We start from the raw sequence: 24958 nt of genomic DNA, 5'->3' as shown, positions 1-24958 counted from the left end.
CGAAAAAAGGGCGCCCGAAGGCGCCCCGGATCGACGGCGGCGGTGCACGCTACAGGTCGTAGGCCCGTTCGTCGTGCAGCGACAGATCCAGACCCGCTTCTTCGGACTCGGCGTCCACCCGCAGGCCGATGACCGCCTTGATCACCGTCAGGATGATCGCGGTCATGATGGCGCAGTAGATGATGGTCACCGACACGCCGGCCGCCTGGATGCCGAACTGGGTTAGGATGCTGCCGCCGGCGTTGGCCGACAGGCCGGCGCCGCCCAGGCTCTTGGCCGAGAAGATACCGGTGAGCAGGGCGCCGACCATGCCGGCCACGCCGTGTACGCCGAAGGCGTCGAGCGAATCGTCGTAGCCGAGCTTGCCCTTGAGCAGGGTCACGGCGTAGAAGGCGAAGAAGCCGCCACCCACACCGACCGCGATCGAGCCCATCGGGCCGACGAAGCCCGAGGCCGGGGTGATCGCCACCAGGCCGGCGACCGCGCCCGAGCAAATGCCCAGAACGCTCGGCTTGCCGTGGCTGCCCCACTCCAGGAACATCCAGGTGAGCGCCGCGACCGCGGTCGCCAGTTGGGTCACGAACATCGCCATGCCGGCGGTGCCGTCAGCGGCCAGCTCACTGCCGGCGTTGAAGCCGAACCAGCCGACCCACAGCATGGAGGCGCCCATCAGCGTGTAACCCAGGTTATGCGGGCGCATCATGGTCTTGGGGTAGCCGCTGCGCTTGCCCAGCATCAGGGCCGCGACCAGGCCGGCTACGCCGGCGTTGATGTGCACCACGGTGCCGCCGGCGAAGTCCTGCACGCCGAGACCGCCCAGAAAGCCGCCGCCCCAGACCCAGTGGGCGATCGGGGTATAGACCAGGGTCACCCACAGGCCGATGAACCACAGCATCGCCGAGAATTTCATGCGCTCGACGAAGGCGCCGACGATCAGGGCCGGCGTGATGATGGCGAAGGTCAACTGAAAGGTGGAGAACACCGTCTCGGGAATCGTGCCGGAGAGACTGCTCACGCCGACGCCCGACATGAAGGCCTTGGACAGACCGCCCCAGATCGTGCCGCTGCCGCCGAAGGCGATGCTGTAGCCCCACAATGCCCAGATCAGGGTGACCAGGCAGCAGATGGCGAAGCACTGCATGAGCACGGACAGCGAATTCTTGGCGCGCACCATGCCGCCATAGAACAGCGCCAGCCCCGGAATGGTCATGAACAGCACCAGCGCCGTGGCCGTGAGCATCCAGGCGGTGTCGCCCGCGTTGAGGGTGGGCGTGCTCGCCTGAGCCATGGCCGCGCCCGGCAGCGCGAGCGCGGCGAGACCGAAACCGGTGGATTTCAATAAGAGACGTGTTGACATGAGGCTACCTTTTTGACGTCTGCGCATGGGCGGTGAACGACGAGGCAAAACGGTTGGTCGTCCGATCGTGCCCCCTGTGGCCATCGGCCTGGCGATGGCCGTTGCACGGTTTGGGTTCAAGCACGGTTTGTGCCAGATGCCGTGACGGGCCGTGCCCGTTCGCGCGGTGTGATGTATGAAAAGCCCCCGTAAACGGAAGCCCTCCCCGGATGAGTCGAATAATCCCGAATGCACGGTGACCCCGGTGGCCCGCCCATGACGCCCGGTCTCGGCCGGTCGCATTGCCGGTTCGCGATCGGTGTCGTGCAGGCGGCGCATGCCCCGACCCGCGTCGGTGGGAGCGCTTCGAAGGCACGCGGGCTTGAAGATCGCCGCCTGCCCCAGGCATTCCCCGGCCGGTGTCAGCCGCTGCGTTCGCTTGTCTAGAGCGCATCCTGGCCGGTTTCGCCGGTACGGATACGGATCGCCTGTTCCAGTGCGGAGACGAAGATCTTGCCGTCGCCGATCTTGCCGGTGTGGGCCGCCCTGGAGATCGCCTCGACGGCGGCATCCAGATTCGGCTCCTCGATTGCCACCTCGATCTTTACCTTGGGCAGGAAATCGACGACGTACTCGGCGCCGCGGTACAGCTCCGTATGCCCCTTCTGACGGCCGAAGCCCTTGACCTCGGTGACCGTGATGCCCTGTACGCCCACTTCGGACAGCGCTTCACGGACCTCGTCGAGCTTGAATGGTTTGATGATGGCGGTGATCAATTTCATAACTGGCTCCTGTCGCGCATGAACACACAATCCGGCAGGCTTTTATCGACGTATGACCCGGGCCCCGGACGATTGCCGGATATGTCTAGCACTCACCGTGCCAAGCTTCACCGCGCAGGCGCGCCGGAGCGTCATCGCGCCCGAATCCCGGCCTGAAATCCGGCGAGTGCTTTGCGCCCGTGCGCGCACCGATGCATCCTTGCGCGTATTCATCTCCACGGAATCGGATATGCGTTCGATCGAAGATATGGCCGCCCGTCTGGCCAATGCGTTACCGCCCCAGGTCGCACCGCTGCGCGAGGAATTGAAGGCCAATTTCCGGGCCGTGCTGCAGAGCCAGCTCGCCGAGCTGGATCTGGTTGCGCGCGAGGAGTTCGAGGCCACGCGCGAAATGCTCGTGCAGGCCCGCAAGCGTCTGGGGGAGCTGGAACAACGCGTGGCGCAACTGGAATCGCATGACGGCGACAGTTAGGGCGCGCCGCGCGCGCTGGAATCACGGGCGGCGCCGGGCGATCTGACCCATGGCGCTGGCGACTGTCCACAGCCGGGCCCAGACCGGCCTGCACGCGCCGCCGGTGGCGGTCGAGGTGGATCTGGCCGGGGGCCTGCCGGCGCTGGCCATCGTCGGTCTGCCGGAAACCGAGGTAAAGGAGAGCAAGGATCGCGTGCGTGCCGCGATCAGCAACAGTGGCTACCAGTTTCCCACGCGGCGAATCACGGTCAATCTGGCGCCGGCCGATCTACCCAAAGAGGGCGGGCGTTTCGATCTGGCGATCGCGCTGGGCATTCTCGCGGCGTCCGGCCAGATTCCGTCCGACGCGTTGAACGGGCACGAGTTTCTGGGTGAACTGTCGCTCTCGGGGGCCTTGCGCGGCGTACGTGGTGCTCTGCCGGCCACGCTGGCGGCCGCCGGGGTGCAGCGCCGGCTGGTCCTGCCGGCGGACAATGGCGGCGAGGCGGCACTGGCCGGCGATGACGCCGCCCGTACCGCCACGCATCTGGCCGATGTCGCCACCACCCTGGCTGGCGGCGAGACGCTTTGGGCGAGGCCGGTGGCCGAGCCGGGGGATGGCGAACAGCAGGCTGTGCCCGACCTGGCCGACGTGCGTGGCCAGGCCCAGGCCAAGCGCGCGCTGGAAATCGCCGCGGCCGGCGGCCATTCCCTGTTGATGATCGGCCCGCCGGGCGCGGGCAAGACCATGCTGGCCTCGCGCCTGGTGGGGTTGCTGCCGCCGCTGGAGCGCGAGCAGGCGCTGGAAGTGGCTGCGATCGCCTCGATATCGGGCGGGGGGTTCGACCCCGCGCTATGGGGGCGGCGCCCGTTCCGCGCGCCGCATCACACCGCTTCGGGCGTGGCCCTGGTCGGCGGCGGTTCCACGCCGCGCCCGGGCGAGATCACGCTCGCCCACCGCGGCGTGTTGTTTCTCGACGAGTTGCCCGAGTTCGATCGGCGGGTGCTGGAAGTCCTGCGCGAGCCGCTGGAATCCGGCCATATCGTGATCTCCCGCGCGGCGCGGCAATCGGAGTTTCCCGCCGCGTTCCAGCTGGTCGCCGCGATGAATCCCTGCCCCTGCGGCTATCAGGGCGACGCATCGGGCCGTTGTCACTGCACGCCCGAGCGGATCGAGCGCTATCGCGCCCGAATTTCCGGCCCGCTGCTCGATCGCATCGACATGCATCTTAATGTGGCGCCGATCACCAAAAAAGTGCTGACGGCCGAAGCGCCGGAGGTCGAGTGCTCCGCGATGGTGCAGGCGCGCGTTCATGGTGCAAGACAGCGCGCGCAGGCACGCAGTGGTGCACCCAACGCCGCCCTGACCCCGCGCCAGGTCGATGCGCACTGCGCGCCAAGCGCCGAGGCCGCCCGCTTGATCGACCAGGCCATCGACCGGCTGGGCTTGTCGGCCCGGGGCTATCATCGGATTCTGCGCGTGGCGCGCACGATCGCCGATCTGGCGGGTCATGAGCAGATACAGGCCCCCGATATCGCCGAAGCGATCGGCTATCGCCAGCTGGATCGGGATTGACGCCGGCCGGCCCATCCGGGCCGGACCGGCGCCGGATGAATGCCACATGGCACACGCCGGCGCGGTATCGACTGGTAGAATCGCGCGATCATGGCGCTACCCAAGCTCAACCCCCAACAGGATGCCGCGATGCGGTATCTCGACGGTCCGCTGCTCGTTCTGGCCGGTGCCGGCTCGGGCAAGACGGGTGTCATCACGCGCAAGATCGCGCATCTGATCGCGCGCGGCTACGACGCCCGTCGCGTGGTCGCGCTGACCTTCACCAACAAGGCCGCGCGCGAGATGAAACAGCGCGCCGCCAAGCTCATCTCGGCCGACGATGCGCGCGGTCTGACGGTCAGCACGTTCCATAGCCTCGGCCTGCAGATGATCCGCGAAGAGCATGCCGCGCTGGGCTACAAGCCGCGCTTTTCCATCTTCGATTCCGAGGATGCCGACAAGGTGCTGGCCGATCTGGTCGGCCGCGACGGCGACCAGCGCAAGGCGACCAAGGCGGCCATCAGCAATTGGAAATCCGCGCTGGTCGACCCCGAAACCGCCCAGGCCCAGGCCTCGGGCAGCGACGTGCCGCTGGCTCGCGCCTACAGCGAATACCAGCGTCGGCTGAAAGCTTATAACGCGGTCGATTTCGATGACCTGCTGGCGTTGCCCGTGCATCTGCTCGCGACCGATCACGAAGCGCGCGAGCGCTGGCAGAACCGGTTCCGCTATCTGCTGGTGGACGAATATCAGGACACCAACGCCGCCCAGTACGAAATGATGCGGCTGCTGGCCGGGGCGCGCGCGGCCTTCACCGTGGTCGGCGACGACGACCAGTCGATCTATGCCTGGCGCGGTGCGCGCCCCGGCAATATCGCCGATCTGTCGCGCGATTTCCCGCATCTGAAGGTGATCAAGCTCGAACAGAATTACCGTTCGGTGGGCAACGTGCTGTCGGCGGCCAACCGCCTGATCGGCGCCTCGAACCAGCGCGCCTATGAAAAGACGTTATGGAGCGCGATGGGGCCGGGCGATCGCGTGCGCGTGCTGGCCGCCGCCGACGAAGCCGGCGAGGCCGAGCGCGTGGCCAGCGAGATTTCCTCGCACAAGCTGCGTCTCGGCACGGCCTACGGCGACTACGCCGTGCTGTATCGCGGCAATTTCCAGTCGCGCGCCTTCGAAAAAGCCCTGCGTGAGCGCGATATCCCGTATCGCGTCTCCGGTGGGCGCTCGTTCTTCGAGCGCAGCGAGATCCGTGACCTGGTCACCTATCTCAAACTGATGGTCAATCCGGACGACGACGCCGCCTTCCTGCGCATCGTCAACCTCCCGCGCCGCGAGATCGGCCCGGCCACGCTGGAAGCGCTGGGCCGCTATGCCGGCTCGCGCCATATCAGCCTGTTCGATGCCGCCCGGGGTATCGGCCTGGCCGGCGGCGTGGGCGAGCGCTCCGGCCGACGGCTGGCCGATTTCGTCGACTGGCTGCGCAACCTGACCCAGGACAGCGAAGGCATGACGCCGAAAGAGCTGGTGAGCCAGCTCATCGTCGACATCGATTATCGCAACTGGCTGCGCGACACCTCCGCCAATACCAAGGCGGCGCGCAAGCGCATCGAGAATCTGGATGAATTCATCGCCTGGCTCGGCCGCATGAGCGATCCCGAGGACGGCAAGCCGGCGACGCTCGAGGACGTGGTCCGGCGCCTGTCGCTGATGGATTTCGCCAACCAGTCGGAAAAGGACGTCGAAAACCAGGTGCATCTGCTCACGTTGCACGCCGCCAAGGGCCTGGAATTCGATCATGTGTTCCTCGCGGGCCTGGAAGAAGGCATGCTGCCGCACCACGCCTGCCTCGAGGACGACAAGATCGAGGAAGAACGCCGCCTGCTCTATGTCGGCATCACCCGGGCGCGCAAGACCCTGGCGCTGACCTACGCCCGCAAGCGCCGGCGCGGCGGCGAGGAAACCGACAGCGTGCCCAGCCGTTTCTTCGACGAACTGCCGGCCGACGAACTCGAATGGCCGAGCGCGACCGGCACACGCAGCAAGGCGACCAACGCCGAGCAGGGCCGTGACCAGGTCGCGGCCCTGCGGGCGATGCTCGGCGCGTCGGCCGACAGTTGACGCACGGGGCCCCGCTACCGCAGCCGCGACGCCCCGGAATAAACCCGCCGGCCATGAATTCGTGTCGCGCGGCGATGGACGATGCCCGGCGTACCGCGTATCCTCCCCAACTTGCAAGCGCCCGTAGCTCAGCTGGATAGAGTGTCGGCCTCCGAAGCCGAAGGTCGCAGGTTCGAATCCTGCCGGGCGCACCATTTTTCGCAGCGCTCTTGCGCTCTTAATCGTCCCAAAAAACGACCTGTAAACAAGACGTTACAGGTTGTCACGCTTGCCGTATACCCATCTTTCGTTAAGATATTGCGTCGCCTGTAGCCATCGGCCAAGTTGGTCTGTGACGTATATGTGACGTATGTGTGACGCGCTTTTCGGCGGCCCCGTCCGGTTTGACAGGCGGGCATCATATGTCACAAGCGCCTCGATGAATCGCCCTGAGTCTTCTGGAGGCTCTGGGGTTTGAGTCATGCCGGCACGGCTCACTCGTTTGTTTCATGCATATTTTCGGCGTCGGCCGCTGAAAATGGTTCTGGCCGGAGTTAATGAGAAGTGGCGCTGCGCGTTGCTTGTCAGCCGACTGCGATTTCCGGTAGCGTCACCGCTAACGGGGGTGGCGCAATGGAAGATCTCGCGCCGAGCGATCTAAAGACGATACTGCATTCGAAGCGCGCCAACCTTTATTACCTCCAGCACTGTCGGATCCTGGTGAAGGGCGGGCGTGTCGAGTACGTGACCGACGAGGGCCGCGAATCGAAGTATTGGAACATTCCGATCGCCAATACCACGTCGATCCTGCTCGGGACCGGCACCTCCATCACCCAGGCGGCGATGCGCGAATTGGCCAAAGCCGGTGTGCTGGTCGGATTCTGTGGTGGCGGCGGCACGCCACTGTTTTCGGCGACCGAAGTCGATGTCGATGTCGCCTGGCTGACACCGCAAAGCGAATACCGCCCCACCGAATATCTACAGCAGTGGGTCCGCTTCTGGTTCGACGACGATCTGCGACTGGCAGCGGCCAAGGCATTCCAGCAGTCCCGCCTGCAGACAATCGAAACCCTTTGGCAGGACGAACGCGGTCTTCGCGATGCTAGCTTTCGATGCGACGCGCGACGACTTGTCGATGCCATAAGCCGACACGCCGAAGCGATCGAAACCGCCCAGAACACCACCGAGCTCCTCACCCTCGAGGCTCGGCTGACGCGCATGCTGTTCAAGCTGGCCAGCACTGCGACTGACTACGGCGCCTTCACGCGGGCCAAGCGTGGCAGTGGCACCGACCCGGCGAATCGTTTTCTCGATCACGGCAACTATCTGGCCTACGGTCTGGCCGCCACGGCCTGCTGGGTTCTGGGCTTGCCGCACGGCTTGGCGGTGTTGCACGGCAAGACGCGCCGTGGCGGCCTGGTATTCGATGTAGCCGATCTGATCAAGGACGGCGTTATTCTTCCGCAGGCGTTTATATCGGCCACGCGCGGCGACGAGGAACAGGAGTTCCGCCAGGCTTGTATCGAGCGACTGACGCAAGTGGAAGCGCTCGACGGCATGATCGATACCGTCAAGCGCGTGGCGGACGAGCTTGCTCGAAAAGCCGCCGCATGAACATATTGCTGGTTTCCCAGTGCCGGAAGAACGCACTCAAGGAAACCCGGCGCGTTCTTGATCAATTCGCCGAGCGGCGCGGAGAGCGTACCTGGCAAACACCCATCACCAAGGCCGGCCTCGACACCTTGCGGCGCATGCTACGCAAGACGGCGCGCAAGAATACGGCCGTGGCCTGCCATTGGATACGGGGGCGCGACCACAGTGAACTGCTGTGGGTTGTCGGCGATGGCTCGCGTTTCAACTTCCGGGGTGCCGTCCCCACGAACACGACCCGACGAGATATTCTGCGTCGTGCTGACGAGAACGATTGGCACACCCTCACCGATATTCACCTGCTCGCTTCGCTGGCCGCGCTCTTTCACGACTTCGGCAAGGCCTGCCAGGCGTTTCAGGACAAGCTAGCCGGCCGGAATGCCGAACGCAATCGCTATCGCCACGAATGGATCTCGTTGCGGCTTTTGCAGGCTTTCGTCGGCGACAACGATGACGCCAGCTGGCTGGCGCGGCTTCAAGACGTCGATTCGATCGATGAAGCGGCCTGGCTGGAGGCATTGCGCCGCGACGGCCTCGACGAACGCGACCCGTTACCGCTGGCCGCGCTGCCGCCGCTGGCCCGAGCGGTCGGCTGGTTAATCATTTCGCACCATCGCCTGCCTGTGCACCCAGCGTATCGCGATGGCGGGCAGCGACCTGTCGGCGCCAAGGCCGGCGTCAATGCGGCCACTCTGCCGACGCTGCCGGATCGAATCGATGCGGCATGGAACGAGATCGTGCCAACGGCCGATGCCAAGCTCGATAAACCGTTCTGGCGCTTTCCCGAAGGCCTACCGCTGCGCAGCAAGGCGTGGCGACGACGTGCCCAGCGCACCGCTCGTCAGGCGCTCGACCGGTGGCCGGATGCGCATCAGAACTGGATGAGCGAAACCTACGTCATGCACATGGCGAGATTTTGTCTGATGCTGGCTGATCATCATTATTCCAGCCTCAGCGATCGCGCAGCGTCCATGCCTACGCTGGGTGACAAGGGGTGTGCGCTCTACGCCAACACCGACATGCACGGCAAGCTGGCGCAGGCGCTCGACGATCATCTATTGGGCGTAACGCGTGCGGCCGGCGAGATCACGCATCGACTGTCCGACATGGTCGCCGCTCTGCCACGCATCGCGCGTCACAAGGGCTTTCGCCGCCGCAGCAAGAATAGTCGTTTCCGCTGGCAAGATCGTGCCTTCGATCTCGCCGCCTCACTTCGGGAGCGCAGCGCGCCGCAGGGGTTTTTTGGCGTCAACATGGCTTCGACCGGCTGCGGCAAGACGCTGGCCAACGGCCGCATCCTTTATGCCCTGGCCGATCCGGATCGCGGTGCCCGCTTTACGGTGGCGTTAGGACTTCGCACGCTGACACTGCAGACCGGCGACGCCTACGCACAGCACATGAGCCTCGGCGCGGACGATCTGGCGGTATGCGTCGGAGGCGCGGCTAGCCGCGAGCTGCACAACGAACGACAGGCCGCACTGGACGCCGCCGGCTCGGCCTCGGTCGCCAACCTCCTCGACGACGACAGCTATGTCCGCTTCGAGGGCGCTATCGACGAGCATCCGCTGCTGTCGAAAGTCGTGGTCAATCCGCAGGCACGCAAGCTCATCGCCGCGCCGGTGGTCGTCTGCACCATCGATCACCTCATGCCCGCCACGGAAAGCCTGCGCGGTGGTAGCCAGATCGCGCCGATGCTGCGACTCATGGGTGCAGATCTGGTACTCGACGAGCCCGACGACTTTGACATGGCTGACCTGCCGGCGCTCGCGCGTCTGGTCTACTGGGCCGGAATGCTCGGCTCCCGGGTGTTGCTGTCCTCGGCCACGCTTGCCCCGGCGCTGCTGGAAGGGCTGTTCGATGCTTATCGCTCCGGACGCGCCGAATATCAGAAAAATCGCGGTACGCCAGGCCAGCCTGTCGATATCTGCTGTGCCTGGTTCGATGAGTTCGCCCATGCTCAGCACGACTGTGCAGAGCGCCGTGTATTCGCCGAGCACCATCAGCACTTCGCCCGCCGGCGTGCTGAAAAACTTGAGGACGCCGAGATTCGGCGCCGCGGCGAAATCGTGCCCGTCGATATCCGTACAACCCAGAAGATCGACGTACTGCGCGCAGACTTTGCCGCGATCATCCATCGGCACGCGCTTGCGTTGCACGCGCGCCACGGCGAAACCGATCCACATAGCGATAAACGCGTGAGTTTCGGGCTGATCCGCATGGCTAATATCGGGGCGCTGGTCGATGTGGCGCGCACGCTTTATGCGCTCGATGCGCCGGCGGACACGCGCATTCATCTGTGTGTCTATCACTCGCAGTTTCCACTGCTGGTGCGCTCGCGGCTCGAACAGGTGCTGGACACGGTGCTCGACCGCCGCGATGAAAGCGCGGTTTTCGCTCATCCGGCAGTGCGCGCCGCGCTCGACGACTACGATGAAGCCGATCAGCTATTCGTCGTGCTCGGCTCGCCGGTAACCGAAGTTGGCCGCGACCACGATTATGACTGGGCGATCGTCGAACCGTCGTCCATGCGCTCGATCATCCAGCTCGCCGGTCGCGTACGCCGTCATCGAAGCGGCACCATCGAAACGCCCAACGTCGGCCTACTCGACACCAACCTCAAGGCACTGGAAAACCCCAACCGCGCGGCCTTTTGTCGCCCAGGGTTCGAAACTGACAACAATTACCACTTGGAGGCGCACCACCTGAGCGAACTGCTCGGCGCACACGAATACGACCCCATAGACGCCCGGCCGCGCCTGCAGGCCCGCGACCCGCTCGACGGCGCCCGCCGGCTAGCCGATCTGGAGCATCGGCGCATTCGCGATGCGCTGATCCATACGCCGGTGTCCCGCCGTCGCCAGCGCGGCGGCTCCGGCGTCCCGACATTGGCTGCCTACAGCGTGTATGTCTCACCCGTGCTGCTGACAACCGGCATCCTGGCCCAGGAGCAGCGCTTTCGCGAGCAAACCCGGATCCAAATCGACCTGGTACTGCTGCCCGACGAAGACGAGACCGACTACGTGCTCACCCAGCGCGAGATCGGCCGGCGCGGCGACGTCACCGAGGCAGTGATCGAAGCCCGCAACCACCGAATGCCCGATGCTGCGCTGGCCGCCGAGCGCATTTCACCATGGGCAACGCCCGACTACATGGCACTGCTTGCCGAATATGCGGAAGAGCACGACGAACCGTTGGAACAAAGCGCGCGACGCGTTGGCACGCTGAGATTGAATGAGGCGAAACACGATTGGGCATCGCACCCCGCACTCGGATTCCGAGAAAGATGAGTGCTTGCTTTCAAACGGACTGCCTACTCGGCAGCGAAGCTCTATCGCGCTATGAACACAATATTTTTCTGAGCTGCCTTGCGGCATGCACGCATTCTAGATAGTGTTTATTATCTGATCAGGTGCTAACGCGCTTTCAACACTATATTGGATTTAAAGATAACCATAAAATGACTCAAGAAACGAAAGAAGCGTTACGCTACGTTCTGGAGACCTTCCTCGCCGAACGCCGCGACAACAAGCTCCAGGCCGCCGGGGACGACGAAGCCAAACAGACCGCGATCCGCGCACAGTTTCAGCGCGAAAGCTGGCTGGAAGACGCAGCTCGGCGCGCCGGTCAGCTTCAAGTCGTCACGCATTCACTGAAGCCAATTCACCCGGACGCGAAAGGCACAAACCTGTACGCCCCGCTGGAGGCTGAGCGAGCGGAAGCATTGCTCGGCAGCCATGTGCTGGGCAAAGACTTTGACGTCGACGTGGTCGGTAACGCCGCCGCACTTGATGTCTTCAAAATGCTGCAACTCACCTACGATGGCAGCACTTTTCTTGAACGCGTCAAGGCGGGGGATACAGCACTGCAAGGCGCGTTCAGCGACAACGCTGACGATGGTAAGCGCTGGATGGATTCGTTCACGGCCATTACCGAAGGTAGCGGCGTCTACGCCTCACATACGCGGGGCAAACAGCTCTACTGGCTCACCGGTGAGCAGCCGACCGACGACGCCGAGTTCCGCCTGCTCGCCCCACTCTACGCCACGTCACTGGCCCATCGCGTGTTCGAAACGATCAACGACGATCGTTTCTCGGACACTGCAAAGGCCGCGCGCAAGGCGCGCTATGACGACAAGCCGTTCGAGACCGGCTACTGCGACTATCCGGGGTTGGCAGTGCAGCATCTTGGCGGAAGCAATACTCAGAACGTCTCCATGCTCAACGCTGCACGGCGCGGCACCAATTATCTATTGTCTTCGCAGCCGCCTACTTGGCGCTCGCAGAACGTCCGTCCGCCGCTGCACATGCGTTCGGCGTTTCGTCTGTTCGGTTTCCGCAGCGAAGTCCGCCGCGTTGTGCGCGAGCTGCGCCGCCTGTTTGGAGCCGATCCCAGACCGCTCATGGATGTGCGCGACCGACGCGACGAACTCACCGAAGCATTGATCGACGAGCTGCTGGTTTTCTCGGTCGAGATCCAGAATCTTGCCCCCGGTTGGAGCGTTGAACCCGAATGCCGGCTCGACCCCGAGCAGCAGTACTGGCTCGACCCGGGGCGCGCGCGTACCGATACCGATTTTCGCGCTGCCCGCACGGTCAGTGACTGGCCCGCAGTCGTGCGTCACGAATTCGCCGCTTGGCTCAATCGCCGGTTGTCTCGTCCACTTATGATGAGCGATACCGAGCACCGCGCATGGGCTGAAGGTGCGCGCACGGACATGAATTTGCAGCGCTTCATCGAGATTGATCGCGCCTGGATGGACAAGCTCGCCGACGAGCTCGATCAGTTCGAGGCCGATCTGCCCGGACAGGAGACACCGGAATGAGCGATATCGATAGTCTACTCGTGCTGCCCCATCTGCGCGTACAGAACGCCAACGCCATTTCCGCACCGCTCACGTGGGGCTTTCCTGCCATGAGCGCCTTCGTTGGCCTTATGCATGCGCTGGAACGTCGCCTCCACGGCGAACTCGACCTGCTGTTTCACGGCGTCGGCGTGATTTGCCACGCTCACGACGTACAGATTTCGCGCTCGGGTTATACGCGCCGTTTTCATTTGACGCGGAATCCAGTTCAGGATCGGAAATATGTAAAAAAGGATGGTAGCACCGACGTTCCGGCTATCGCCGAAGAAGGTCGCATGCACATGGAAATCACCGTGGTCTTCGACGTTACTGGCGAAGCCTGCTCGGGCGATGATGCCGAGCGTGCCGAACGCGCCCACCGGGTAGACGAAATCGTCCACGGTATGCGTATCGCCGGAGGAAGCGTGCTGCCACGTCGACCCAATCAAGACCGCAATCACGAACCCATTCTCGCAACGCTGCCAGATGACGAAAAAGAACGCGGCCAACACTTTCGCGATCTACGACGACGCTGGCTGCCCGGCTTCGCGCTAGTGCTGCGCGAGGACCGGCTCGAACAGCGTCACGTCGACCTGCGCGCAACCAACGAGACGGCTACGCGTCTAGATGCGTGGCTGGATTTTTCGCGCCTGCACCACCAAAGCGTGCAGCCCGTTGACGACGCCGGCGAACCGGTCGGCAAGCCGGCCTGGGAAATTCGCCGCTCGCCCGGCTGGACCGTGCCGATACCCGTGGGCTATGGCGCGCTCGGTGACGAATACGAGCCCGGCCAAGTGGCCCGTGCGCGCGACGATCACACGCCTTTCCGCTTTGTCGAGAGTCTTTATTCTATTGGCGAATGGGTAGGTCCGCACCGACTACGCCGGCCCGAATCATTGCTCTGGTACATCGACAACGACCTAGACCAGGGCATCTACCGTCTGAACAACGACTACGCCCAAAGCGCCACTTCCTGAGGGGGAATCACCATGGCTAAGAAAGACGACGCTCCGAAGACCGCTTCCGTTCTCGCCTTCGAACGCAAGCTCGATCCATCAGACGCCTTGTTCTACGCCGGCGACTGGACGACTCGCGGCGACAGTGAAAACTGGCCAGCCGTTGAAGTGCGCGAGAAATCGGTTCGCGGCACGATCTCCAATCGGCTCAAGGCCAAGGACCAGGATCCCGCCAAACTCGATGCAGCGATCGAAAATCCGAATCTGCAGACGGTCGATGTGGCTGCTTTGCCGCATGAGGCCGACACACTCATGGCGCGCTTTACGCTGCGCGTACTCGGCGGCGCCGGCAAACCTTCGGCCTGTAACAGCGCGGACTACGAGGCGCGCCTGAAAAATGCCGTTTCGGCGTACGTCACCGAACATGGCTTCGAAACGCTAGCCGCTCGCTACGCACAGAACATTGCCAACGGCCGTTTCCTGTGGCGTAACCGGCTGGTAGCCGAAGAACTCGAAGTTCGCGTACGCCAGCGGGTCAAGGGTACCGTCGAAAACGAATGGACGTTCGACGGGCTGGCATTCGATCTCCGCGATTTCGAGGCCGAGCCACAAGCTAAAACAGCGTTGAACGAATTGACCGCGCAGATCGCCGCCGGCTTGGCGGGCGATCATTACGTTCTGCTGGAAATCGTTGCGTTTGCACGCGTCGGTGCCGGCCAGGAAGTGTTTCCCTCCCAGGAACTCATTCTGGACCGCGGTCGCGGCGATAAATCCAAAACGCTCTATGCCGTCGATAACGTGGCCGGCATGCACTCGCAAAAAATTGGTAATGCGCTACGCACCGTCGATACCTGGTATCCGAATGCAGAGGGCAACGACCTCGGCCCGATCGCCGTCGAACCGTACGGCTCGGTGACGACGCAAGGCACAGCCTACCGGCAGCCCAAGGAGAAAGCGGACTTCTATACCCTGCTCGACAACTGGATGCTCAAGGACCAGAAACCCGACCCCGCGCAGCAGCATTTCGTCATGGCCACGCTGATCCGCGGCGGGGTCTTCGGGGAGGCTGGTTGATGACCTCCCACTACATCGATATCCATCTTCGGCCCGACCCGGACTTTCCGGCGGGCCAATTGATGGGTGCCTTATTCTCGAAACTACATCGCCGCCTTGTCGAACTCGATATGAGTACGGTCGGTGTGAGCTTTCCGGCTCATCGCATCAAGCCGCGCGATATCGGTGATCATCTGCGTCTGCATGGATCGCCGACCGATTTGGCAACGCTCATGGCCTCATCATGGCTTGGGGGCATGCGCGAACACGCCGACATACGAGAATTGATGCCGGCGCCCGAACAAGCCTCGCACCGCACGGTTTCGCGCCGACAGTTCAAAACCAACGCGGAGCGCCTGCGTCGTCGTCGAATGCGTCGCCATGACGAATCCGCGCAAACCGCGCTGGAACGTATTCCCGATCACATCGAGCAACGAGTTTCGCTCCCCTTCGTTCAAGTTCGCAGCTCGAGTACCGGGCAACGATTCAGCCTGTTTGTCGAACACGGTACGGAACAGCCACAGCCGACATGTGGCAGCTTCAACAGCTACGGCCTGAGCCGCACGACGACTGTGCCCTGGTTCTGACCCTTTTTCTTAATCGTTTTTAGTCGCTTAGAAAATCAAAAGCTTACGTGCGACAGATTGAAAAGGGTTCCACAAGGCCGTGACGTTTATTTTCTTTAACAACCAGATAGTTACCTCGTATTTTGTCTAGTTCGCTGCCGCGTAGGCAGCTCAGAAATGTAATCGCCGTCGTATCGAAATTCGTGCCGTGTTCGCTGCCGCGTAGGCAGCTCAGAAAGCCCCGCGGGTGACAACCGACCGCCTGGAGGAGTTCGCTGCCGCGTAGGCAGCTCAGAAAATTTCAATACCCATTATTGATCGGCGCGCGAAGTTCGCTGCCGCGTAGGCAGCTCAGAAAAGGACGGCGCCTCGCGATCCGTAAACAGGAAAGTTCGCTGCCGCGTAGGCAGCTCAGAAATGTGCCATTTCCCAAGATCAGACCGTGATTGTGTTCGCTGCCGCGTAGGCAGCTCAGAAATTCACCTAGCGGCATGTCCCATACTCTCGGATGTTCGCTGCCGCGTAGGCAGCTCAGAAATACAGCTAGACCCTTCGGACCACGCTATCAGCGTTCGCTGCCGCGTAGGCAGCTCAGAAAACATTCGCGTCTGAAGGCTATCGAGCGCCGCCGTTCGCTGCCGCGTAGGCAGCTCAGAAATCGATCACCTGGAAATAGTCGCCTGAGGTCGCGTTCGCTGCCGCGTAGGCAGCTCAGAAACGGATATCGGCACGCTCGGCCTCCAGCTCGGTGTTCGCTGCCGCGTAGGCAGCTCAGAAAAGATGGGTTTAATCCAAAACCGTTACCGTTCGTGTTCGCTGCCGCGTAGGCAGCTCAGAAAAATAGCCAGTGGGCGGCCGCGTTCGCCGCGGAGTTCGCTGCCGCGTAGGCAGCTCAGAAATGTACGGTCGCATTTGCCTGGACCTACATCGGGTTCGCTGCCGCGTAGGCAGCTCAGAAAGGTGTCGCGGTAGAGCGCGGCGAGGTATTGCGGTTCGCTGCCGCGTAGGCAGCTCAGAAAAAGATTCAACCGGGCGATTACGGCTCACCTGAGTTCGCTGCCGCGTAGGCAGCTCAGAAATCGCATCCGTGCGGGGACGGCGCGCGGTGTCACGTTCGCTGCCGCGTAGGCAGCTCAGAAAAACGAGCCCGGTGCCATTAGCATCATAACCAAGTTCGCTGCCGCGTAGGCAGCTCAGAAAAGCCCGTTGCTGGGTTGTTTCGTGGTGCTCAAGTTCGCTGCCGCGTAGGCAGCTCAGAAAGTGAGCGTCACGTCACGACCCCAGTTGATGTGTGTTCGCTGCCGCGTAGGCAGCTCAGAAAGGATCAGCGGTAACGCTCACGACGACGTATCAGTTCGCTGCCGCGTAGGCAGCTCAGAAAGATCAGATCGTGTCGGCCCTAAATACGCCGGCGTTCGCTGCCGCGTAGGCAGCTCAGAAAAGCCGGGTGATGATGCGCGGCGCCGGCGGGGGGTTCGCTGCCGCGTAGGCAGCTCAGAAAAGACCCGAGTAGCCGCGGACGCCACCGAGAAAGTTCGCTGCCGCGTAGGCAGCTCAGAAATCGCGATCTTTCGCGCGTTCCGCGTGGCAATGGTTCGCTGCCGCGTAGGCAGCTCAGAAAAAACAGCTGACCGCCGAGCTGGCGTCGGTGTAGTTCGCTGCCGCGTAGGCAGCTCAGAAAGGTACCGATTACAGCGTCGGTAAGCTGTTGAATGTTCGCTGCCGCGTAGGCAGCTCAGAAAATGAACAACGAGACGATGTATCCGTTTCACGAGTTCGCTGCCGCGTAGGCAGCTCAGAAAACGAACTTGCCGTGCTTATCAAAGAAGTGCAGGTTCGCTGCCGCGTAGGCAGCTCAGAAAGATATCGAGCCCGGCCTGCACCTGCACCGGGAGTTCGCTGCCGCGTAGGCAGCTCAGAAATGGGGGCGGTCGTGCCGCTGTTGATCGACGCCGTTCGCTGCCGCGTAGGCAGCTCAGAAACGGTATGAGCTGCAGCAGAATATCATCGGGTTGTTCGCTGCCGCGTAGGCAGCTCAGAAATCTGCGCTCATGGGGGAATGCCGTACTCGAGTGTTCGCTGCCGCGTAGGCAGCTCAGAAAAATCGGAAAAGGATAGCACCCGAGCGGGAGCGGTTCGCTGCCGCGTAGGCAGCTCAGAAATTAAGCAATACATGGGCTATTAGCCGTGAATGGTTCGCTGCCGCGTAGGCAGCTCAGAAAGTGATCTATCGCATGGTGTTGTCGCAGGCGAAGTTCGCTGCCGCGTAGGCAGCTCAGAAAACATCCAGCCGTTCCACCTGAGGCCCGATCTGGTTCGCTGCCGCGTAGGCAGCTCAGAAAATCTTAAGGGGCGAGTCAAGCGAACTTAAGGAGTTCGCTGCCGCGTAGGCAGCTCAGAAAAGTATTGGCACCGCATGCGAGCGACACAGCCGGTTCGCTGCCGCGTAGGCAGCTCAGAAAGCGATGGTGACCGCGATACGTTGCACGGCTTAGTTCGCTGCCGCGTAGGCAGCTCAGAAATGACTCGGCGGCCAGCTCGGCGACCATCCCCTGTTCGCTGCCGCGTAGGCAGCTCAGAAAATGACCTGCGCCGTAATCGAAGCGCTTGTGATGTTCGCTGCCGCGTAGGCAGCTCAGAAATGTTGGAGTCTCCTGTTTTCTACGGAGTACTCGTTCGCTGCCGCGTAGGCAGCTCAGAAAGGAATTCGGTGATCGTCACGTCGTAGCCGCGGGTTTGCTGCCGCGTAGGCAGCTCAGAAACACGGCGCGGAGCTGGGCGAGGAGGGTGCATGGTTCGCTGCCGCGTAGGCAGCTCAGAAAGAAATCGTCGGGCCCCGGCCCAAGACCACCAAGTTCGCTGCCGCGTAGGCAGCTCAGAAAAGCGGCAGGACGCATACCAAGGCCACGCCGAGGTTCGCTGCCGCGTAGGCAGCTCAGAAATTTGCCGGGCAAGTCCACGTCATGCCATCAAAGTCCCGCGTTGCGTGAGACTGCTCAACTCTACGACATGATTCTGCCTTTCATGTAATCGGACACAAACCACATAACAGCGAAAGGCTCGAGCCCGCTTTTGCTATGATCGCAGCGTAGCGATAGACAGCAAAAGGCCCTCTCGTTCATGGATCGCGTACTAGATTTCAGCCCAAGGCCAGAGGCTGATGCTTATCCGCATGGCAAAGTTGTGGAGTCGGTTTTAGAAGATCTCGTGTCTCGTTTCAACGGCGCGCTTTCCGAGAATCTACTGTCAACTATTGAGGGCCATATCTCGCGTTTGAAGGAAGCCGCCAACCGATTGTCGACTTCGAATCCCTCAAACAAGTATCCGCTTAAAGATCTAAAGCAATCAGCCCCCATTTACGCGGCATTTACCCGACAATCTAAAGATGAAGCATCGGAAACGACACTAGCGCCTGCACGTATCGCTCTTATCTACTATTTATTCGATTCGTCCGAAGCTACATCAGATCTGCCAATCGATTTGCTTTCCGACCTATGTCTGAATTGGAAAACCATCATCGTCCGGGAGATTCGCGATGATATTGCCGCGACGCTTGCAGGCCCCATCCGATCATTGGATTGGGTGAATGCGAGAGAGGAACGCGATCTAAAATACAGGCATTTTTTCTCGGAAACACGTGTTAGACGCCAACGCTTCGGAGCTCTCGGGGTCGCGCTCGATTATCTGCAAATGCGTACCGAGTGCGCACAGTTCGGGAAAACGGTAACCGTATCCGACATACGCGCGGATCGAGAATCGAGAAGACGCGCCGAGAAGGTTGGCGACGATGATCGGACGCCTTCCGAGAGTTGGAAAACGACGACCGATCCGTTGGCTGACCCCGGTTCAGTGGACGAACAACATGCGTTTTTTACTGGTCTAGCCGCAGATAGGAGAAATAAGAACAAAGACTTACGACGCGCACTCGAAGACGCTACTCCGGAACAGCAGCGCGCCGTGGCGCTACAAGGCTATCGCATCCGACTACGGCGCCGATTTGGCCTTTGTTCCGATGAAGCACTCTATCCGGCGCAAGCGCAGCTGGTAATGGACGAATTGCTAAAGTGGATGGATAAGTCGGACGGATATGCCTACATTGCGGCCGCGCAGTGGCTATTATGCGCGGTGACAGGGCAACGCTTGGACGCCCTGCGCCATGCCTTTTTAGATGAGCAGCCAGCAGGACAGCCCGTTCGGCCAGTGCTTCGACTCAATGTAGGACAAGAAACCAGCACGATTACAGTTCCGTGGCTCAACGTCGAGTACCTGCCCAAAACTTCTCCACACAACGATGTTGCCGCCGAATATGAACTCGCACTGCCGATCACTGGCACGCTTATCCGATCTCTTCAAATCTATCGCTCGCTAAAGAAGAGAGAAAGCCAGCGTAATCTGATGCTTCGTATCACACGCTATGAAGGCGAGATTCGCGATAAATTACGGAAAAAAATAGACGTATTCACCGAGACCCGTCTTCGAGGGAGTCTGTTTCAGGCGTTTTTTGCTCATAGATTCGATTTACCGCTTACACAGGCGTTCGCGCATGAACGCCTCGAGCAAAATCCAGCGTCGCTGCATTATATCGCTGTCGATCAACATCAAATCCAAGATACCTACGATGCCGCTCTGCGTGAACTGTACGGCACGCGTTTCGCGCCCCCTGCCAGGTTAGAGCGCAATCCATGGAGTGGTGCCCCGCTGGCGCGACTAGCACTGGAAAAAATCCCGCAACTGGGTGCAGCGCTTGCTCACGTGGTGCCGCGACCACCGCCGCCACGGGTTGATAATGCCGAGCGCCTGGCGGCGCACCACAATCAGTTGTGTGATTTGACCGCGCTGATGCTTTTTGTCGCGACCGGTCACCGAGGAACGCGTGATTTCGAGAAGTTCAGGGCTGTTGATCTAACGACGTCAGCAGGTGCGGTGGTATATAGCGATAAACCAAACGACCCTGCCGTATTCCGCCGGCTCGCGGTCTTTCCACCCGCTGTCTGTGATCAGTTGCATCGCTATCGCCAACACCTTAAGCGCCTTTCTGCGAAAAGCATCGAGGGCTTCTCGACAAGTTTGTATACATCGATCAATCGCGCGCACGATGGCGAGAATCCATTGTTTTTCCGTATCCAAGTACGCGGCGCCGAATGGATTCCTCGACAATGGTCACTTAAAACGGCTTGGCGCCACTATGCACCGGACGGGCTAGATGAAAACGCTTGTCGCCACGCGATGAGCACCTACCTGCGTCGGCAAGGGGTCCAAGGACTGTGGATTGAAAGTCAACTAGGCCACGCAACGGAGGCCTCGTTATTCGGCAGGCAGGGCCTGGTTTCATGTCTGGAATTTTCAAGCTTGATGGCCGAGCCGCTTGAGCAGTTTCTCGAGTACTGCGGCTTCTCTGTCAGCGCCACCTCCAAACGGGACGCACTCTGGTGTGGCCGAGACGCTCCGGTGCGAATCTCCGGGGATCTTGCGCGCGAAGAAAAAGACATCCTGTCTCAGGATACGGCACGCATTCGTGCGCTGTATAAGTTCGATGGGCCGCCGTCGGAAAAGCGATCCATTCAGCAAGTAATTGACAATACCCTCCGAGCACAGCTCGGTGAGTATCACCGCCATGCCCCGCCGCATGGCGTTTTTTTGACCAAAGCCCAAATCGATACCTTGGCAAGAGAGGTCGTGAAACAAATCGCCAATCCGTCTGACAGCCCGTCGGCGATCAACCAATTCAAAGGTCGACTGGCCTTCCATAGAGCACGACATGACTGGCGTTTGCATCTGCCCGAACAATTGCACCGATATGCCGGCGAGCCGCTCGCATTGACATGGGCATCACTATCCGCTTACGAGCGAGTCTTAGGCTTGAGGCATGGCTGCAAGCAGGCGATGAACGCCCCAGCTGATGATCGGCAAGCACTGACCGCGCTCATTTTGGTGTTGTGGGGTGCGGTCAACCCTGAGCAGGTTATCAAGGTTCTAGATGCGCTTCCTAAGGCTAGGTACTGCAACAATCCGCCGATCCTGATGGTGCCGATAGGCTTAGCCAAAGATAAAGATAAAGATAAAGATAAAGAAAACGATAACGGTAACGATGGTCGCGATATTGCGCTTTCGTTGACAGGCGTGGCCGCGGCCGCAGCAATCGGCTATCTGCACGCGTTCCGTGACTCGCTGCCTGAGACTCCCACCGTCGACGTACTCAGCCACAACGTATGCCGGATCATGCCAAAAGAATATCGGGCTGAACATCCCGAGCGGCTATTGAATGAGCTTTACAGTCTCGTACGCTTAGGACGCAAGGTCGAAGCTCCCGGGCTCTTGGCTAGCATCGAATCCGGCGTAGTCAGCTCACGTCAACTGCCGGTCGATCGGCTCTACAAATGGCATGAAAATGTCGCCACGCCGATCGCAATATCCGAGACGCGGCCCGAAAGAGCGTTTCAGCCCTCGATTGATCAGGCTCATGTTGATATAAAAAAAGAGGAAGCCAAAGCGTATAACCAGCTATGTCAAGCGCTTAGGAACCCGCGCGCATTTCATGAAACAGTAAAACTGGACGGAGCGAAACCGCATCATGGTCCGGCGACACCCCGTCGGATTCAGCGCCCGATCACGCGGTGGCTGAGCGAGTGTTCGCCACCGCCGCTAAGCGCTCTGCTCGCAACCTGGGCCTGGCACCTGGCCAATCCCGGCACCAATCGCCGCACTGGCAAGTATCTTTCAATAAATACAATCCGGACCTACGTCAGCATTGTTAAAAGGCCGCTTTTTGAAGGTCTTCAAGGTATCGATCTAGCTGACATCGACGTCGAGCTGCTACACGAATGTTTAAGTAATGCGCTGACCACGCAAGATGAGGCCGATAGCCTTAACCGGATGTTCACGGACCTGCGCGAATACACTGACTTGCCACCGTTGGCACTAAACTCAGCGGGTCACGGCTCTAGCATAGCGGCCATCGATGCGAATGTGATTACGCCGGCCGAATTATCCGTCGCACTGCAAACACTCGAACAGGGCGCTGCGAATACCTGGCGCAGCGTTGAGCAGCGCCAAACGCTAGCCGAACTCCATAGTGCGATCGACTGGATCCATGCCAGCGGCATGCGCCGCTCTGAGGCGGCCTATCTCCAAAACCGCGATCTCAGATTATCGGGGTCACTGGCCCATGTCACTATTCGCGCGACTCGAGACCGGCCATTGAAATCGGCCGCGGCAAAACGAACGATCGAGCTCCATGGGTGCTTGGCGCCACTACCGGATCAAGCTGCAGAACCCAGACAGCGCGTATGGCCGCGATTGCTTGACAATCAGGCACTCCCAGATGCGCTCGCATTTGGCACTAGCGTATTACGCGCTGCAACCGGCGATCATCATTTTCGTTTACACCACCTGCGCCACACCCGCGCTACCCGCAGCCTGGAATGCGCCTTCGGGAAACCTCCGCTGGCGCGTTTGGTCGACATGCATCGCTTGACTGGCGATCTCGGTCACTCTGTAATTTCGACGACGGCACAGCACTATGGTCACACGCTGCAGGAGCAGGCTGCAGTGAGATATCAACCAACGGTTGATGCGATAAGCCAGACTTCGTTAGCTCGGTTGCTCGATTGCAGTTACGGAGCTCTCCGTCAACGCCTATCGCGAGCAGGCAAGGACCCGGCGGCCCGGGCGCTTGCTGTATTGAGGTCCCATCCGGGCGCGAATTTTTCGCCACCTTCATCCGAGCCAGGGGCACTCAGTCTTCCCGATAATGTGCTGCCGGCATGGCAACCACTCACAGCGAACGATGCAATCAAGCTCTTATACCGGTTGGCGCGCGGAGATCCTTTAAACGAAATACTTATAGACATCCCGATCGCGCAACCGACCCTGATCGAAGTGCTGACGGCCGCGTACAATCTTGCTCAAGAAATTGGCTGGTCACCGATTTCTGTGGCACAACTCACATCTGAGCTGGATCGCTGCAACGTACCATTCAATCAGCCGCCAATGGGACAGAAAAATTTTCCCCTCAATCGTCATAATTTGCTTCGAACGCCGATTGAGCGTTGGTGCAAGGCTATTCGAACGCACGCGTGTGATCTATCGTCTGATCTAGCCTCGGGGAACTTTTCAGCGTATCTATCGGGGTTTCGATGGCAAACTACTCCGCCGTGCTGCATTTTTTCGAACGAGTCTAGGGCCCAGCAGTTCGAAAAACTAATCAGTGCTGCGCTTACCCCCCTCGAAATCGCGAAAACTGTCGAGCCCGGTGGTGTTACCACCCTTCATCTCGGGACCACCGGTCGCGGCTATCCGACTCTGAAGTCGATGACCGCCCGATTCATCATCTTTTGCTTGCTGCTATTAGAGCGCAAGACATTCCAAGACCGATCTGACACGCTATGACGCAAATTGTTCATGAGTCTGAGTTCGATAGCTTGGTTGCCTGGTTTTTCGCCAGCTACGGCAGAAGTTCTTGAGCTAATCCACGCCGGGTTTGGGCTTTGTGTCCGTTGGGTCGAAGAAATTCACTAGCAATGCGGTAGATGGGCGAGCGAGCAGATCGCTCCATGGCTTAGGTCCTTCGTCAGCGCATGACGCATCAATGGGGTAATGTTCATTGAAGCTTTCTGGTCATGTAATCACCGTCACCGGCGTGTCGGGTAGCCAGTGGATGGCTGGGCGAATGGCGCAGCTACGCCGTATCTGGGCGAGTGCCCTCGGCGGCTGCTCTAGAATACGGCGCCAAAAAATCCAGCAGATCGTCGAGCACGCCGAAAGGAGGGTAATCCACAAGCCCCATCATTCACAGGCCCCAAGGTCATGGCTAAATCCTGTGCATGCAGACACGACGGTAACAAAGTTTTCAAGTCCACCGATGGCCGGTCAAAGTAGTTGACGTCGGATAGTCCGAGACGGGAAAAATTGCGATTTGTGGATTTGTTTGCTTCGGATCGTTGCACGAGAGGTCGTAAACGGAGTCCCGGCAATGTTCGGTCACCTGTCTGGTGATGCCCCGGAACATCCCGCCCGTCGCGAGCGACGGGCGGGAGCGGGGCGGTTATCTTGCCGACCAATCTTCTGGCAGCAGCACGCGCGCCAGCACCTGCCCGTCTGACGTACGGATGATGTGCTGCGACCGAGCGAGATCCTCCGCAGTCGTCAGGCCATCCAGGACGTGGACAAAGTCAGCAGTCAGTGAGGGCGAGGCACGGGTCGCCAGCGCGACTGTCTCCGGCGCCAGGATCCGGCACAGTTGCACCAGCCAGTCGGCCTCGTCCGACCGCGCCGCCGACAGTGGTGCCTCCAGTGCCTGGACCGTATGTGCCCGAGCCCGTTGCGGGATGCCCGAAATATCGGGCCCCGGGCATTCGCTCTGGCCGAACCGGCGCAGCAACGCCCCGACAACGGCCAGCGCCACCTCGTCGCTCGACAGCAACAGCCGCGGGGCGATCTGTTCGGCTTTTTCCGCGCGGGCGATGCTTTCGAGCAGCAGACTGCCGGGCGCGGAATGACGATCACCGGTGATCGCCGGAGCGGTGAGAAACCGCTTCGCCCGAGCCGGATCGTAAACGGTCCACTAACCCCATCCTTCCGGCGGCATAATCGATAAGCCAATCTCTCCGCTGTCGCTATTGACGGAGAGATTGAGATGTCGGAGACAAGGAAATACTGGTCGCAGCA

At 60.9% G+C, this 24958-nt stretch carries 13 protein-coding genes, 1 tRNA gene and 1 CRISPR repeat array; of the genes, 11 read left to right on the top strand and 3 right to left on the bottom strand.

Features of this window, described 5'->3' with window-relative positions; translation table 11 throughout:
- Positions 1–49: 49 nt before the first annotated feature.
- Together ACS8YF_RS02155 and glnK are read right to left on the bottom strand one after the other, a co-directional pair.
- On the bottom strand, positions 50–1357 hold the full coding sequence (locus ACS8YF_RS02155) for an ammonium transporter (protein WP_440848578.1): 1308 nt from the start codon (positions 1355–1357) through the stop codon (positions 50–52).
- A gap of 422 nt (positions 1358–1779) precedes the next feature.
- Positions 1780–2118 carry a P-II family nitrogen regulator gene (glnK, locus tag ACS8YF_RS02150; RefSeq protein WP_440848577.1) on the bottom strand — a complete coding sequence of 113 codons (339 nt, stop codon included), beginning with the start codon at positions 2116–2118 and terminating at the stop codon, positions 1780–1782.
- A 229-nt stretch (positions 2119–2347) separates the two neighbouring features.
- On the opposite strand from glnK, the gene ACS8YF_RS02145 reads away from it, so the two are divergent.
- The 11 genes from ACS8YF_RS02145 (at position 2348) to ACS8YF_RS02095 (ending at position 23680) form a co-directional block, all read left to right on the top strand.
- The gene (locus tag ACS8YF_RS02145) at positions 2348–2590 is read left to right on the top strand and encodes an accessory factor UbiK family protein (protein WP_440848576.1); all 243 of its coding nucleotides are present in this window, start codon (positions 2348–2350) and stop codon (positions 2588–2590) included.
- A 49-nt stretch (positions 2591–2639) separates the two neighbouring features.
- Positions 2640–4145, top strand: coding sequence for a YifB family Mg chelatase-like AAA ATPase (locus tag ACS8YF_RS02140; protein WP_440848575.1), 1506 nt, complete (start codon positions 2640–2642; stop codon positions 4143–4145).
- Between the two features lie 90 nt (positions 4146–4235).
- Complete coding sequence (locus ACS8YF_RS02135; RefSeq protein ID WP_440848574.1) at positions 4236–6248, top strand: UvrD-helicase domain-containing protein; 2013 nt, start codon at positions 4236–4238, stop codon at positions 6246–6248.
- A 117-nt stretch (positions 6249–6365) separates the two neighbouring features.
- Positions 6366–6442 (top strand) — tRNA-Arg (locus ACS8YF_RS02130).
- Positions 6443–6860: 418 nt separating this feature from the next.
- Positions 6861–7841, top strand: coding sequence for a type I-F CRISPR-associated endonuclease Cas1f (gene cas1f, locus ACS8YF_RS02125; protein ID WP_440848573.1), 981 nt, complete (start codon positions 6861–6863; stop codon positions 7839–7841).
- Complete coding sequence (gene cas3f, locus ACS8YF_RS02120) at positions 7838–11164, top strand: type I-F CRISPR-associated helicase Cas3f (RefSeq protein ID WP_440848572.1); 3327 nt, start codon at positions 7838–7840, stop codon at positions 11162–11164. Before cas1f ends, cas3f begins: the two co-directional genes overlap by 4 nt.
- A 170-nt stretch (positions 11165–11334) precedes the next feature.
- Complete coding sequence (csy1, locus tag ACS8YF_RS02115) at positions 11335–12699, top strand: type I-F CRISPR-associated protein Csy1 (RefSeq protein WP_440848571.1); 1365 nt, start codon at positions 11335–11337, stop codon at positions 12697–12699.
- Entirely contained in the window at positions 12696–13694 is a 999-nt protein-coding gene (csy2, locus tag ACS8YF_RS02110; RefSeq protein WP_440848570.1) for a type I-F CRISPR-associated protein Csy2, read from the top strand. The genes csy1 and csy2 overlap by 4 nt, the downstream gene beginning before the upstream one ends.
- A 12-nt stretch (positions 13695–13706) precedes the next feature.
- The gene (csy3, locus tag ACS8YF_RS02105) at positions 13707–14747 is read left to right on the top strand and encodes a type I-F CRISPR-associated protein Csy3 (RefSeq protein WP_440848569.1); all 1041 of its coding nucleotides are present in this window, start codon (positions 13707–13709) and stop codon (positions 14745–14747) included.
- On the top strand, positions 14747–15313 hold the full coding sequence (gene cas6f / locus ACS8YF_RS02100) for a type I-F CRISPR-associated endoribonuclease Cas6/Csy4 (RefSeq protein WP_440848568.1): 567 nt from the start codon (positions 14747–14749) through the stop codon (positions 15311–15313). Before csy3 ends, cas6f begins: the two co-directional genes overlap by 1 nt.
- A gap of 129 nt (positions 15314–15442) precedes the next feature.
- Positions 15443–18234: a CRISPR direct-repeat array (repeat unit 28 nt; unit sequence GTTCGCTGCCGCGTAGGCAGCTCAGAAA).
- 178 nt (positions 18235–18412) lie between these two features.
- Positions 18413–23680, top strand: coding sequence for a hypothetical protein (locus tag ACS8YF_RS02095; protein WP_440848567.1), 5268 nt, complete (start codon positions 18413–18415; stop codon positions 23678–23680).
- 655 nt (positions 23681–24335) lie between these two features.
- Here the strand turns inward: ACS8YF_RS02095 and ACS8YF_RS02090 are convergent.
- The gene (locus tag ACS8YF_RS02090) at positions 24336–24695 is read right to left on the bottom strand and encodes a hypothetical protein (protein WP_440848566.1); all 360 of its coding nucleotides are present in this window, start codon (positions 24693–24695) and stop codon (positions 24336–24338) included.
- Positions 24696–24958: the final 263 nt, after the last annotated feature.

It is taken from the genome of Salinisphaera sp. SWV1 (assembly GCF_052044155.1).
GTDB lineage: Bacteria > Pseudomonadota > Gammaproteobacteria > Nevskiales > Salinisphaeraceae > Salinisphaera.
The sequence above is the reverse complement of the archived record's forward strand: the minus strand, read 5'-3'. Positions and strand labels throughout refer to the sequence as shown.